The sequence below is a fragment of the Microbacterium foliorum genome (assembly GCF_006385575.1).
Classification (GTDB): domain Bacteria; phylum Actinomycetota; class Actinomycetes; order Actinomycetales; family Microbacteriaceae; genus Microbacterium; species Microbacterium foliorum_B.
This window is the reverse complement of record NZ_CP041040.1, coordinates 1,242,178-1,255,389: the sequence shown is the minus strand read 5'-3', so window position 1 is coordinate 1,255,389 and position 13,212 is coordinate 1,242,178. Positions and strand designations below refer to the sequence as shown.

The 13,212-nt window shown below is 68.5% G+C and carries 15 protein-coding genes; 7 read left to right on the top strand and 8 right to left on the bottom strand.

Annotated elements, in window-relative coordinates:
• Positions 1 to 11: 11 nt before the first annotated feature.
• Positions 12 to 725, bottom strand: coding sequence for a DUF4870 domain-containing protein (locus FIV50_RS06010; protein WP_140036644.1), 714 nt, complete (start codon positions 723 to 725; stop codon positions 12 to 14).
• Entirely contained in the window at positions 725 to 1,483 is a 759-nt protein-coding gene (locus FIV50_RS06005) for a general stress protein (protein ID WP_140036643.1), read from the bottom strand. The genes FIV50_RS06010 and FIV50_RS06005 overlap by 1 nt, the downstream gene beginning before the upstream one ends.
• Positions 1,484 to 1,583: 100 nt before the next feature.
• On the opposite strand from FIV50_RS06005, the gene FIV50_RS06000 reads away from it, so the two are divergent.
• Genes FIV50_RS06000 through FIV50_RS05985 form a run of 4 tightly spaced genes read left to right on the top strand, consistent with a single transcriptional unit; the run spans position 1,584 to position 4,990 of the window.
• On the top strand, positions 1,584 to 2,849 hold the full coding sequence (locus FIV50_RS06000) for a magnesium transporter MgtE N-terminal domain-containing protein (protein ID WP_140036642.1): 1,266 nt from the start codon (positions 1,584 to 1,586) through the stop codon (positions 2,847 to 2,849).
• On the top strand, positions 2,849 to 3,394 hold the full coding sequence (locus FIV50_RS05995) for a DUF1003 domain-containing protein (RefSeq protein WP_140036641.1): 546 nt from the start codon (positions 2,849 to 2,851) through the stop codon (positions 3,392 to 3,394). Before FIV50_RS06000 ends, FIV50_RS05995 begins: the two co-directional genes overlap by 1 nt.
• On the top strand, positions 3,391 to 4,509 hold the full coding sequence (locus FIV50_RS05990) for an Mrp/NBP35 family ATP-binding protein (protein ID WP_140036640.1): 1,119 nt from the start codon (positions 3,391 to 3,393) through the stop codon (positions 4,507 to 4,509). Before FIV50_RS05995 ends, FIV50_RS05990 begins: the two co-directional genes overlap by 4 nt.
• Positions 4,510 to 4,516: 7 nt before the next feature.
• The gene (locus tag FIV50_RS05985; RefSeq protein ID WP_258184442.1) at positions 4,517 to 4,990 is read left to right on the top strand and encodes a YcxB family protein; all 474 of its coding nucleotides are present in this window, start codon (positions 4,517 to 4,519) and stop codon (positions 4,988 to 4,990) included.
• A gap of 65 nt (positions 4,991 to 5,055) precedes the next feature.
• Here the strand turns inward: FIV50_RS05985 and FIV50_RS05980 are convergent, their stop codons facing one another.
• Positions 5,056 to 5,442 carry a Sec-independent protein translocase TatB gene (locus tag FIV50_RS05980; RefSeq protein WP_140036639.1) on the bottom strand — a complete coding sequence of 129 codons (387 nt, stop codon included), beginning with the start codon at positions 5,440 to 5,442 and terminating at the stop codon, positions 5,056 to 5,058.
• A gap of 89 nt (positions 5,443 to 5,531) precedes the next feature.
• On the opposite strand from FIV50_RS05980, the gene FIV50_RS05975 reads away from it, so the two are divergent.
• On the top strand, positions 5,532 to 6,167 hold the full coding sequence (locus FIV50_RS05975) for an O-methyltransferase (RefSeq protein ID WP_140036638.1): 636 nt from the start codon (positions 5,532 to 5,534) through the stop codon (positions 6,165 to 6,167).
• Between the two features lie 90 nt (positions 6,168 to 6,257).
• On the opposite strand, the gene FIV50_RS05970 is transcribed toward FIV50_RS05975, so the two are convergent.
• From FIV50_RS05970 to dapE, 3 genes are all read right to left on the bottom strand, one after another.
• Positions 6,258 to 6,431: a DUF3117 domain-containing protein gene (locus tag FIV50_RS05970; protein ID WP_140036637.1), complete on the bottom strand. Its 174-nt coding sequence runs from the start codon at positions 6,429 to 6,431 to the stop codon at positions 6,258 to 6,260.
• A gap of 96 nt (positions 6,432 to 6,527) precedes the next feature.
• Positions 6,528 to 7,745, bottom strand: coding sequence for a hypothetical protein (locus FIV50_RS05965; RefSeq protein WP_140036636.1), 1,218 nt, complete (start codon positions 7,743 to 7,745; stop codon positions 6,528 to 6,530).
• Positions 7,727 to 8,800, bottom strand: a complete 1,074-nt coding sequence (gene dapE, locus FIV50_RS05960; RefSeq protein ID WP_140036635.1) for a succinyl-diaminopimelate desuccinylase — start codon at positions 8,798 to 8,800, stop codon at positions 7,727 to 7,729. The genes FIV50_RS05965 and dapE overlap by 19 nt, the downstream gene beginning before the upstream one ends.
• A 65-nt stretch (positions 8,801 to 8,865) precedes the next feature.
• Between dapE and dapD the strand changes: the two genes are divergently transcribed.
• Together dapD and FIV50_RS05950 are read left to right on the top strand one after the other, a co-directional pair.
• Positions 8,866 to 9,819 carry a 2,3,4,5-tetrahydropyridine-2,6-dicarboxylate N-succinyltransferase gene (gene dapD / locus FIV50_RS05955; RefSeq protein WP_140036634.1) on the top strand — a complete coding sequence of 318 codons (954 nt, stop codon included), beginning with the start codon at positions 8,866 to 8,868 and terminating at the stop codon, positions 9,817 to 9,819.
• Positions 9,820 to 10,048: 229 nt separating this feature from the next.
• Positions 10,049 to 11,458, top strand: a complete 1,410-nt coding sequence (locus FIV50_RS05950; RefSeq protein WP_140036633.1) for a DEAD/DEAH box helicase — start codon at positions 10,049 to 10,051, stop codon at positions 11,456 to 11,458.
• Between the two features lie 100 nt (positions 11,459 to 11,558).
• Here FIV50_RS05950 and FIV50_RS05945 read toward each other — a convergent pair whose 3' ends face one another.
• Together FIV50_RS05945 and FIV50_RS05940 are read right to left on the bottom strand one after the other, a co-directional pair.
• Positions 11,559 to 11,864: a hypothetical protein gene (locus tag FIV50_RS05945; protein WP_181164349.1), complete on the bottom strand. Its 306-nt coding sequence runs from the start codon at positions 11,862 to 11,864 to the stop codon at positions 11,559 to 11,561.
• Positions 11,865 to 11,875: 11 nt separating this feature from the next.
• Positions 11,876 to 13,195 carry a citrate synthase gene (locus FIV50_RS05940; RefSeq protein WP_140036632.1) on the bottom strand — a complete coding sequence of 440 codons (1,320 nt, stop codon included), beginning with the start codon at positions 13,193 to 13,195 and terminating at the stop codon, positions 11,876 to 11,878.
• Positions 13,196 to 13,212: the final 17 nt, after the last annotated feature.

Below are 13,212 nucleotides of genomic sequence, written 5' to 3'. Positions count from 1 at the left end.
GATCTCGACCATCAGGCGCGCAGGTAGGGAATCGCGAACGGTACGCGCATGACCTTGCCGCTCGAAGCCTTCACCATGCCCATGATGACCAGGACGACATGGAAGACCGACAGCGCGAAGTAGATCGTGATCGGAATGCCGATGGGGTAGAACCCGCTCGACGGAGAATCGGCCGTGAGTGAGAACAGGATCACGAAGTGCGAGATGAGCAGGACCGTCGACACCAGCAGGTATGTGAGTCCCCAGTTCGCGGCTGCCCGAGCGTTCTCACCGGCCACGCCTCCGAAGCGACGCGAAGAGCCGCCGCTGACGGCCATGGCGATCCCTGATGCGAGTCCGCCCACGAACGGGAACGGCACCAGGATCAGAAGGCCGAGAGCCCACGGGAGCAGGCCGCGCGGTGGCACGGCGGCGGGATAGGTGCCGGCGGGGTAACCCTGTGCCGGATAGCCGGGTGCCGGATACCCCTGGGAAGGAGGCGTCTGCGGCGGGGCGTATCCGACCGGCTGCTGAGGCGCCGGAGCGTGACCAGGAGCTGCGGGCGGAGCGTATCCCGGCGACTGCGGCGCAGGCTGCTGCGCATAACCCGGACCCTGGGGCGGAGCGTAGCCGTACACGGGCGCCGGCGGCACCGACCCCTGTGCGGGAGGTGCGGGAGGTGCGGGAGGCACCGCGGGGTGTACGGGTGTTCCGGAGGAGTCGGTCTCGCGCTGTTCGTCGGACATCAGATGGTTCCCGCCGAGGTGGGCGGAAGACCGGGCTTGCCGGGGTCGGGCGTGTCGATCGGAGGTGCGGTGGGTGGTGCAGTGGGATCCGCGGGGCGCGGCGGAACCGTCGGCTCTTCGGGAGCGGCCTCAGGGCCGCCGAGCGGCGGGGTCGGCCCGGGAGTCGGGTCCTCGGGCGAGACGGGAGGCGCCGCCGGAGGCGCAGGGGCAGGGGCGGGCTGGCCACCGGGAGCGATGCGCTCGCCGTACCTCGGCGGCTCGTCGAGGTCGACGGGCGCCCGCGCCGGCGCAGGCTTGGCCGCGCCCAGGGCGAGACGCGCCTTCGCGAGCGACGTCGCCTGCACTCGCACCTCGTAATGGTCTGCGGCGAACTGCGTGACGCTCGCGAAGTCGCGGCGTCGGCGCACGATCGCGTAGGTCACGAGGCTGAGGAGCATTCCGAGCGCGACGCCGATGAAGACGAACCCGACGAAGAGCTGGATCGGCACCTCCGGGTTGCCGATCACGAGGATCGCGGAGAGGAAGAGGCCGATGAGCACGCCGTTGATCGCTCCCGATCGTGCCGCGGCGGCATAGCCGAGTCGCCCGGTGATGCGCTCGACCGTGCGGACGCTCTGCCCGATGATCGCGATGTCTCGGGCCGGCACCTCCTGGGCGATCAGTTTGGACACCGTCTTCTGGGCGCCTTCGTAATCGCGGGTCGAGGCGACGATCTCGCCCTCATCGCGGCTGTCAGCTGGACGGTTCAGCATGCTCATCCCGCCATTGTTCCATGCCTTGTGGTGACAGGGCCGGGAGTGTGTCCGGCCGCGGCCCCGCCGGGGGCCGCAGGAGTACCCCGCGCACTACGCTGGACGAGTGAGCACACAACGGGTATTCGCCGCGCGCCTGGCAGGCTGCGCCGTCTTCGATCCCGTGGGCGACCGGCTCGGCAAAGTCCGAGATGTCGTCATCGTCTACCGAAGTACGGCCGCTCCACGCGTCATCGGCCTCGTGGTCGAGATCCCCGGGCGGCGACACGTCTTCCTGTCGATAGGCCGGGTGACGTCGATCCGCGCAGGCCAGGTCATCAGCACCGGACTCATCAACGTTCGACGCTTCTCTCCCCGTGCCGGCGAGGTGAGGGTTCTCGCAGAGCTCCTCGGTCGACGGGTCAGCCTCGTCGACGGCACCGGCACCGCTGTCATCGAAGATGTCGCCATCGAGCCGAACCGCCTGGGCGAGTGGGCCGTCAGCCAGCTCTTCCTGCGTCGCCCGAAGACCAGCGCGTCGCCGTTCGCCAAGGGCCCGACGACCTTCGCCGCCTGGAGCGAGGTCGCCGAGCAGCACTCCCCCGGCGAGTCGCAATCGGCCGAGCAGCTCGTCGCCTCCTACTCCGAACTGCACGCCGCCGACCTCGCGAACACTCTGCTCGATCTGCCGCAGCAGCGAATGATCGAAGTCGCAGAGGAACTCTCCGACGATCGCCTCGCCGACGCCCTCGAAGAGATGCCCGAGGACGAGCAGGTGCACATCCTCGACCGCCTCGGCGACGAGCGAGCCGCCGACATCCTCGACCAGATGGAGCCGGACGACGCCGCGGACCTCCTCGCCCAGCTGCCGCCGAATCGCCTCGAGCAGCTGCTCGAGCTGATGGAGCCGGAAGAGGCCGAGGACGTCAGGATGCTGCTGCGCTACGGCCCCGACACCGCCGGCGGTCTCATGACCCCCGAGCCGATCATCCTCTCCGCCGACGCCACTGTGGCCGAGGCGCTGGCGCTCATCCGGCGTCACGAGCTGCACCCCGCCCTTGCCGCGGCCGTGTTCGTGACCCTGCCGCCCTTCGAGACGCCGACAGGCAGACTGCTCGGCATGGTGCACTTCCAGAGGATGCTGCGCTACCCGCCGCACGAGCGTCTCGGCGCGATCATGGACGACAGCCTCGACCCCGTGCGCGTCACCGCCTCGGCGGCCGAGGTGGCAAGGATGCTCGCGAGCTACGACCTGGTCTCGCTTCCGGTGATCGACGCCGCCCATCGCCTGGTCGGCGCGATCAGCATCGACGACGTCCTCGACTACCTGCTGCCCGACGACTGGCGCACGCATGACAGCGACGAGCCGTCGGTCCCGAAGGAGGTGCGCTGATGCCTCGCTCTCGCTCTCGCTCCCCTCAGCTCGACGCCCCGCTCGGCCGTGGCGCCCCTCGGCAGCGGCCGACGTCGCGAGACCGCTTCGGCCGTTTCACGGAGTGGGTCGCTCGCGCCATGGGCACGCCGGCGTTCCTGCTGATACTCACGCTGTTCTGCGTGCTCTGGATCTGCTGGAACACCCTGCTGCCCGACCACCTGCGCTTCGACGACGCCGCGCTCGGCTTCACGGCTCTCACCCTCATGCTCTCGCTGCAGGCGTCGTACGCCGCCCCTCTGATCCTCCTCGCGCAGAACCGTCAGGACGACCGCGACCGCGTGCAGATCGAGCAGGATCGCCAACGTGCCGAGCGCAACCTCGCCGACACCGAGTACCTCGCGCGGGAGATCGTCGCACTGCGGATGGCGCTCGAAGAGCGCAACAACCAGGTCGTGACCCGCGATGTGCTGCGCCACGAGCTCAAGTCGCTGCTCGCCGAGCTCGGCGAGCACGACGACGAACCGGCCGATCGACGCCCCCGCGGTCGCTCCACGTCATCATGAGCTCAGCCGACTCCGTCCGAGCCGCCGTCGCCGCAGTGACCGACCCCGAGCTGCGCCGACCCATCGGCGATCTCGACATGGTCAGAGAGATCAGCGTCGACGGAGCGCACGCGCACGTCGCGATCGTGCTGACGATCGTGGGCTGTCCCGCCGCGGCTCGCATCGAATCCGATGTCCGCATCGCGGCCGCTTCGGTGCCCGGCATCGCCGAGGTGGACGTCGAGCTCGGCGTGATGACTCCCTCCGAGCGCAAGGCACTCACCGAGAAGCTGCGCGATGGGCGGCCTCCTCGCCAGATGCCCTTCGGCCCGGACTCGCTCACACGGGTGATCCTCGTCTCGAGTGGCAAGGGCGGCGTGGGCAAGTCCACCGTGACGGCGAACCTCGCCGTAGCGCTCGCAGCTCAGGGGCTCTCGGTCGGCCTCGTCGACGCCGATGTGCACGGATTCTCGATCCCGGGGCTCCTCGGCATCCCCGGCGGAACCCAGCCCACGCGCATCGACGACCTCATGCTTCCGCCCGTCGCCCACGGCGTGAAAACCATCTCGATCGGCATGTTCCTCCGCGACGGCGAGGCTGTGGTCGCCTGGCGCGGACCGATGCTGCATCGCACCGTGCAGCAGTTCCTGACAGACGTGTTCTTCGGCGATCTCGACATCCTGCTGATCGACATGCCTCCCGGCACCGGCGACATCGCCATCTCGATCGGGCAGCTGCTGCCCCACGCCGAGGTGCTGGTCGTCACGACGCCGCAGGCGGCAGCATCCGACGTGGCGATCCGCAGCGGGCTGGTCGCCCGCCAGACCGGGCAACGAGTGATCGGCGTGGTCGAGAACATGGGCGCCCTCACCCTTCCGGACGGCACGGTCGTCGATCTGTTCGGTTCCGGGGGCGGCGCAGCCGTGGCCGACGCGCTGTCGGAGACGCAGTCCGTGCCGCTGCTCGCATCGATCCCCCTCAGCCCAGCGCTGCGCACGGGAGGCGATGAAGGGGTGCCCGTGGTACTCAGCGCCCCAGAGGACGCAGCCGCCGTCGCGATCCGCGACCTCGCGGCTTCCCTCGCGACTCAGGGGCGCGGCCTCGCTGGTCGTTCGCTCCCAATGACCCTGGGCTAGCACGATCGTGGCTCTCACCGTCGACGGACAGCTGCTGCGGGGCATGGCACGCGACGCGGCGATCTACGCCCTCACCCGCCCCGTCGCGATCGTGATGTGGATCGCCCTCGTCGCGGCGTTCGTCGTCAGCATCGTCAATCTCGCCGCCGCGGGCGGCGCCCAGGGGCTCGCCGGTCTGCTGCCCGTCGCGAGCATCGCCCTCATGCTCTACGCGGTCGTCATGACGGTCGCCGGCGCCAGACGCGCCGTCCGGGCCGCCACCCCTCCCGGCAGCGCCGTGTGGGTTCGGCTCGATGACACCGCTCTGCACGTCGGCGCCGGCAGCCGATCATCGGACATCTCGTACAGCACCTTCCAGAGCGTTCGTGCCGGGAGGTATGCCGTGCTCTTCAAGCTCCGAGGCGCGTCTGCGATCACGGCGGTCCCGCGTGCCCTGTTGTCCGACGACGACATCGTGACGCTGCGGTCCAGAATCGGCTGACCGCGATCAGGGGCCGAATGTCATCCGGTCTCAGCCCCGCAGCCGAATCGGGTCGTTCTTCCGCCTCAGGTGGCTTCGGGATCGAACGGCGGCGGACTCGCGACGGAGAACTCCGGTCGCACCCTCGGGGTCCGCACGGGCTTCACCGTCGGCTCGGCGACGACCGCGTCCGCCCTGGCGGGCCCGGGCGACGCATCGTCTTCGAACAGCGCGTCGCGGATGATGCGTCTGGGGTCGTACTGCCGAGGATCGAGCTTGCGCCAGTCGACGTCGTCGATGTCGGGGCCCATCTCGTCGCGGACGCGCGATTTGGTGTCGCGGAGGAACTCGCCGGCACGCCGAGCGAGCTTCGCGACGCTCTCGGCGTAGCGGGGCAGCCGCTCCGGTCCGATGAGCAGCGCAGCGATCAGACCGATGAGCAGCAGCTTCTCGAAGGTGATCCCGAACTGCATGTGTCCAGGCTACCGCCGCGCCTGCCGTTGTGCCGCGCACCGAGCGCATACGCTGGGAGAACACATATCTCAGTCGGGAGAATCAGTCAATGAGCGAGAACGATGCGAACGCACGTTTCATCCGCGAGTCGATCGTGGACCCTTCGCCGATCGCCCGCGCGCGTGCGCACGCCATCGAACTCGGCGCGTCGCCGATCAGCGCGGCCGTCGGCTCGCAGATCGCTGTGCTGGCCGCCGCGACCGGCGCCAGGTCGATCGTCGAGATCGGCACCGGAGCCGGCGTCTCAGGACTCTGGCTGCTGCGAGGGGCGCCGCAGGCCGTACTCACCTCGATCGACAACGAGCCCGAGCATCTGGCCGCGGCTCGTCAGGCGTTTTCCGACGCTCGGGTCCCCGCGACGAAGGCTCGGTTCATCACGGGTCGCGCGGCCGACGTGCTGCCGCGCATGAACGAAGCATCGTATGACATCGTGCTCGTCGATGCAGACCCCGAGAACGTCATCGACTACGTCGAGCACGGTCTGCGGTTGGTGCGCACGGGCGGAATGGTCCTGGTCCCCCGGATTCTCGGTGGCGGACGCGTGGCCGATCCGGTGCAGCGCGACGAGGTGACCTCGGCCTATCGCTCGCTCGTGCAGGAGACCCAGGAGTCGTCAGCGGTGCTCGCGACCGTCTCGACCTCCGGCGAAGGCCTGCTGCAGCTGATCAGCGTCGGCGAGGCCTGAGCCGCCGACACCCCGTACAGACGGAAGAGGGCGACGGATCGATGATCCGTCGCCCTCTTCGTGAATCCGCGTGCGCGAATTCGAGTTCTCTCAGGCGGGCTTCACGACGGCTGAAAGCACGTCGTGGAGTTCCTTCGCCTCTGCGTCGTTCACGGAGACGACCAGACGGCCGCCTCCTTCGAGCGGGACGCGCACGATGATGAGTCGTCCTTCTTTTACGGCCTCCATGGGTCCGTCTCCGGTCCTCGGCTTCATCGCTGCCATCGTGGGCTCCTTTTCCTCCGGTGGTATGCGATCAGTTTATCGGGTGTTACCGGAACCTGGATGTCCCCTATGAAGAAATGCATCAAGCCTTAACATTCACGGCACCTGCCAGAACGTGTTCCCCAGGGCGTATATGTGATAGATCCAGAGCCACTGACCCAGCAGGCAGACCGCCAGAACCCCGAGCCGCCACGCGCGTGAGCGCGGCACGGCGAGCGCTCCCCAGGCAGGACTCAACGGCAGCAGCAGCCGGAAAGTGCTCGACTGGGGGAAGAAGACGGCGAGCAGGTAGAGGAGGTAGCTCGCGCTCCAGAGCCTGAGATCGGGACCGAGCGCACGCAACTGGGGCAGGTAGAGCAGAGCAGCACCCGCAGCCACGACGAGAAGCGCCAGGGCGACCGGGCCCCACGCTCCGGGAAGCCCCCACTGGGCGAACCAGAACTGGGACGCCTGGATCCAGCCTTCGAACGGCACGAAACCCTCGACGCCGCCGACGAGCCAGTTCCTGCGCCAGGCGAGCTCGGTCGCGAGGTACGCGCCGGGGTCTCCGGTGACGAATCCTGCGATCACCTGCCACGAGAAGCCGGTGATCGTGGCGAGGACGCCGAGCGCCACGATGTGCACGATCTCCCGCGGGGCGAGCGGGTCGTCTCTGCGGCGCCACCAGCGAAGGATGCCGTGCAGACCGAGGTAGAGCGCGAATGCGAGGATCCCCGGTCTCGTGAAAGCCATCACGGGGATGAGCAGATAGAGCCAGACGTAGTTCCTGCGCACTGTGGCGTCGAGCGCCAGGAAGAGCAAGAGGAGGAACAGCGTCTCGGCATACCCGACCTGGAACATCGCCGCGATCGGACCAGAGGCGAAGAACACCACCGACCACATCGTCGCCCGCGCGCCGATGCGATCGCGCAGCAGTCGGTGCAGCGCGAGACAGGCGAAGTAACCGGCCACGAACGACAGCAGGAAAGCGCCCATCCCCCACGAGCCGAACACGAACCCGACCGCCTTGGCAGCGAAGGCGAACACCGGCATGAACGCCCAGGCGTTCTCTGCGACCTCACCGGATTCCGTGAGGGGGAGCGAAGAGGGATACCCCTCTTCGGCGACGAGCCAGTACCACTGCGCATCCCACCCGACGATGAAGTCGGCGAGCCCCGGCTCTGCACCGAACCTCGACAGCGACGTCGACTGCGTCGCCGCCGCGATCATCATCGCTGTCGTCACGACGCGGGCAGCGAGGTAGATCACGGCGATCCGCAGCGCCAGCGGCGCCCCCGCCCACCGGCGGGTCGCGGTCAGCGCGAACTGAGCCATGCGCGCAGTCCTCGCTCGACGGCGTCGATCTGCGCGAGCGGAACGCGCTCCTCGTCATGGTGCGCGAGGTGCGGGTCTCCCGGTCCGTAGTTCACGGCGGGGATGCCGAGAGCCGAGAAGCGTGCGACGTCGGTCCACCCGTACTTGGGGCGCGGCTCGGCGCCGACGGCAGCCACGAACTCCCGGGCGATCGGCGCATCGAGACCGGGCCGGGCGCCTTCGGCGGCGTCGGTGATCTCGACGTCGAAGCCGGCCAGGAGGTTGCGGATGTGCGCTTCCGCATCCGCCGCAGACTTGCTCGGAGCGAACCGGTAGTTCACTTCGACCTCGCACGCGTCGGGTATCACGTTGCCCGCGACCCCTCCTGTGATCCGGACGGCGCTCATGCTCTCGCGATAGAGCAGTCCGTCGACCGCGATCTCTTTCGCACGGTACTCGGCCAGACGCGCGAGGATCGGAGCGGCCCTATGGATGGCGTTCTCACCGATCCAGGCACGGGCGGCGTGCGCGCGGACGCCGGTGGTGCGCACGATCGCACGCATCGTGCCGTTGCATCCGCCCTCGACCTCACCGTTCGACGGCTCACCGAGGATCGCGAAATCGGCCCGGAAGAGATCCGGCCGCACCGCGGCGAGAAGCGCGAGTCCGTTCTTCGACGCCTCGACCTCCTCGTTGTCGTACCACATCCAGGTGATGTCGACCGAGGGCTCGGTGAGCTCGGCGGCGAGTTTGAGCTGCACCGCGGTGCCGCTCTTCATGTCGACGGTCCCTCGGCCCCAGAGGTAGGCGACACCGTCGATCTCGAGGTCCTTCGTCGGCACGTTGCCGTTGATCGGCACGGTGTCGATATGTCCTGCGATCGCCACCCGCTGGGCTCGTCCGAGGTTCGTGCGGGCGACGATCGTGTTGCCGTGGCGGATCACCTCGAGATGCGAGTAGGCAGAGATCGCCTCCTCGATGGCATCCGCGAGCGTCGTCTCGTCACCCGAGACACTCGGGATGTCGCAGATCGCACGGGTCAGGTCGACAGAGGACGCTGTCAGATCGAGCATCATGCACCCAGCCTACTTACCCCGACATCTGTGCGATCGTCCACCCCCGCTCGCGATACCGTGGAGGCATGACTGAGGCGCGCACCGTGTGGGGTACCGGACTTTCGACGATCGCCGGCGACGGCACAGTTCTCGACGCGTGGTTCCCCGAGGTGCTCACCGAAGCCCCGTCGACCGAAGACGCCGCGGCCGCACTCGTCGCCCTCGGCGCTCTGACCGGTCCAGATGAGCGCCGCAACGTCACCGTCGAGACCGTGCAGCTGCACATCGATCTGGATGCCGCGCCCGCATCGACCGTGGACGCGTACCTGCGACTGCACGCGCTCTCCCACCTGGTCGTGCGACCGAACGAGCTCAACCTCGACGGCATCTTCGCCCACCTGCCGAACGTGGCCTGGACAAACGCCGGCCCCGTGCACCCCGATGACGCCGCGCGACTTCGCCCGCTGCTCCAGCGGGCAGGGATCCAGGTGCAGGGGCTCGACAAGTTCCCCCGGCTCACCGACTACGTGCAGCCGGCGGGCGTGCGCATCGCTGACGCCTCGCGCGTCCGCCTCGGCGCTCACCTCTCCCCCGGCACGACCGTGATGCACGAGGGCTTCGTGAACTTCAACGCGGGCACGTTGGGTGCGTCGATGGTCGAAGGACGCATCTCTCAGGGAGTCGTGGTCGGCGACGGCAGTGACATCGGCGGTGGCTCGTCGATCATGGGCACGCTCTCGGGCGGCGGCTCGCACCGGGTCTCCATCGGAGCCCGCACACTGTTGGGCGCCAACGCGGGCATCGGCATCTCGCTCGGCGACGACTGCATCGTGGAAGCCGGGCTCTACGTGACGGCGGGCACCAAAATCGTGCTCCTCGACGGCCCGTCGACTCCCGACGGCGGCAGGAAGACGGTCAAGGGTGCCGAGCTGTCGGGTCAGGATGGGCTGCTGTTCCGCCGCAACTCGCTGAGCGGAGCAGTCGAGGCCGTGCGGCGCGCGGGTGTCGGCGTCACGCTCAACGAGGCGCTGCACGCCTGAGCGACGCGCTGAGCGAGAGCGCGTCCCAGGCTTCTCCCCCTGACGCGTGATAGTGTCGAATCGACGATCCTCGCAGTGCGAGACGTCTGCGTCGTCGACACGCTCCCGCGCCACTTGCCTGGTTCTGGCCATTTCGAACGGCGAAACGATGCGCGATCCCGCGCCGTCGCCCACCCTTCCGCACCCGGCCCGTTGGTACGTGCGTGCATTTTCACGGAGACACACCCCTATGACTTCCTTCCTCGATCTCGGCGTGCCCGCCGACCTCGCCGCCGTCCTCACCAAGGACGGCAAGACCGAGGCGTTCGCGATTCAGCGCGACACGCTTCCCGACTCCCTCGCCGGTCGTGACCTCCTCGGCCGCGGCCGCACCGGCAGCGGCAAGACGATCGCGTTCGCCCTTCCTCTCGTCGCCCGCCTTTCCGCGTCTTCGCGCAGCAGCCGCCCCGGCCACCCGCGTGGTCTCGTGCTCGCCCCGACCAGGGAGCTCGCCACCCAGATCGCAGCGACCATCGCACCGCTCGCCGAGGCCAAGGGCCTGCGCGTCACGACCGTCTTCGGCGGCGTCAGCCAGCGCCCGCAGGAGCAGGCGATGCGCAACGGCGTCGACATCGTCGTCGCGTGCCCCGGCCGCCTGGAAGACCTGATGAAGCAGCGGGTCGTGCAGCTCGACGCCGTCGAGGTCACTGTCCTCGACGAGGCCGATCACATGGCCGACCTCGGGTTCCTCCCGGGCGTCACCCGCATCCTCACCGCCACGCCGGCCGGAGGCCAGCGTCTGCTCTTCAGCGCGACCCTCGACCGCGGCATCGACACGCTCGCCCGCCGCTTCCTCTCGAACGCCGTCAGCCACGAGGTGGACGAAGAGAGCGTCCCCGTCGGAGAGATGACCCACCGCGTGCTGGTCGTCGACTCGACCGACAACAAGACCGAGCTCGTGCGCGAGCTCGCGTCCGGCACCGGCCGGCGCATCCTCTTCACCCGCACGAAGCACCAGGCCAAGAAGCTCGCGAAGCAGCTCACCGCGGCCGGCATCCCGGCCGTCGACCTCCACGGCAACCTGTCGCAGAATGCGCGTGAGCGCAACCTCGGAGCCTTCTCGGCAGCCCCCGAAGACGGCGGTGTCCGCGTCCTCGTCGCCACCGACGTCGCCGCACGCGGTGTGCACGTCGACAACGTCGATCTCGTCGTCCACGTCGACCCGCCGATGGAGCACAAGGCGTACCTGCACCGCTCTGGTCGCACTGCTCGCGCCGGGGCCGCAGGAACGGTCGTCACGGTGGTGCTCCCCGAGCAGCGCCGCGATGTGAAGGACCTGCTGCGCAAGGCAGCGATCAGCGCCGCTCTCGAGCCCGTCACCACGGCCGCCGTCAGCGAGCTGGTTCCCGAGCGCGCCGCACACGTGCGTCCTGCTCCCATCCAGCAGCAGCAGCAGCGCCAGGCACCCAAGCAGCGCCCGGCGGGCGGTGAGCGCAACTCGGCAGCCAACCCGCCGTCGCGTCGCAGCCGTCGTCCCCGCTCGGGCCAGGGCGGCCAGGGTGCACCGGCAGCGCAGGCCGGTTCACGTCAGGGCGGATCCCGCCAGGGCGGTCAGTCTCGCAGCCAGGGCGGCCGCGGCTGGAGCTCGCAGGGCCGCTGACCCCAGCTGTCATAGAGGCGGGTGCGCCGATGCTCAGGCATCGACGCACCCGCTTTTCTGCGCCCCGTATTGAAGCTCGAGAGTACGGAGAGCGCCGTGGTCAGCGCCTCACCGCCGCCAGAGCCTGCGGATCCGAGCATCCGCGGACGAACCAGGGCCCGCGCTCCATCACCATGCCCACGTTCGTGGGCGGGGCGTACGACACGTAGCGGCTGACCATCGAGAGACCGAACCGCTGCCGGGTGAAGGTGCGCACGCCCTTCGCAGGGGCATCCGCGTCGTCCATGAGATGCTGCTCGCTGATGAAGCGGTCCCAGCGTCGGCGCACCGCTCCCGTCGTCTGAGACACCGCGAAGGCGATCGCCAGGTCTACCGGCACGACTGCCTCAGCGCTGACGACAGGCATCGTGCTCGATGTCAGCGGGTCTGGAAGGTGCGCTCGGGAGATCCCGTGTAGAGCTGCTGCGGGCGGCCGATCTTGGTCTGCGGGTCGAGCTGCAGCTCACGCCACTGCGCGAGCCACCCGGGCAGACGACCGATCGCGAACAGCACGGTGAACATGCGCGTCGGGAAGCCCATCGCCTTGTAGATGACGCCGGTGTAGAAGTCGACGTTCGGGTAGAGACGACGCTCCTTGAAGTAGTCGTCAGCGAGAGCGAGCTCTTCGAGCTCCTGAGCGAGGTCGAGCAGCGGGTCGGTGACGCCGAGTTCGGCGAGCACCTCACCCGCGGCCTCCTTGACGAGCTTGGCGCGGGGGTCGTAGTTCTTGTAGACCCGGTGCCCGAAGCCCATGAGCTTGACGCCCTCTTCTTTGTTCTTCACCCGCTCGACGAAGCGAGAGACGCTCTGACCCGAGTCACGGATCTGCCCGAGCATGGTGAGGACGGCCTCGTTCGCACCACCGTGCAGCGGCCCGGAAAGGGCCTGGATGCCCGCGGAGATCGACGCGAACTGATTGGCGCCGGTCGAGCCGACGAGACGCACGGTCGAGGTCGACGCGTTCTGCTCGTGGTCTTCGTGCAGGATGAGCAGCAGCTCGAGAGCCTTCGACATGACCGGGTTGACCTCGTACTCCTCGGAATGCACGCCGAAGTTGAGCTTGAGGAAGTTCTCGACGAAGCCGAGGGAGTTGTCGGGGTAGAGGAACGCCTGGCCGACGCTCTTCTTGTGCGCGTAGGCGGCGATGACCGGCAGCTTCGCCAGCATCCGGATCATGTTCAGCTCGACGTGCTCGGGGTTGTGCGGGTCGGTCTGGCCCTCGTAGTAGGTCGAGAGCGCGGCGACGGCCGACGACAGCACCGACATCGGGTGCGCGGTGTGCGGAAGGGCCGAGAAGAAGCGCTTCAGGTCTTCGTGCAGCAGCGTGTGCCGACGGATCTTCTCGTCGAACTCGGCGAGCTCGGCGGCGGAGGGCAGCTCGCCGTAGATGAGGAGCCATGCGACCTCGAGGTAGCTCGTCGATCCGGCGAGCTGCTCGATCGGATATCCGCGGTAGCGCAGGATGCCCTTGTCTCCGTCGATGAATGTGATCGCGGACTTGGTCGATGCGGTGTTGACGAAACCGTAGTCGAGCCCCGTGTAGCCGGTCTGTCGCGTCAGCGTCGAGAAGTCGATGCTGTCATTGCCCGCCGTGCCTCGCACGAGTGGGAACTCAGCGGTCGTATCGCCGATCGTCAGCTTCGCTGTCGCCTGCTGCTCTGCCGCTGCGCTCACGCGGGCCTCCTCATGGATCTTCATCAAGTCGGATGTGGCGA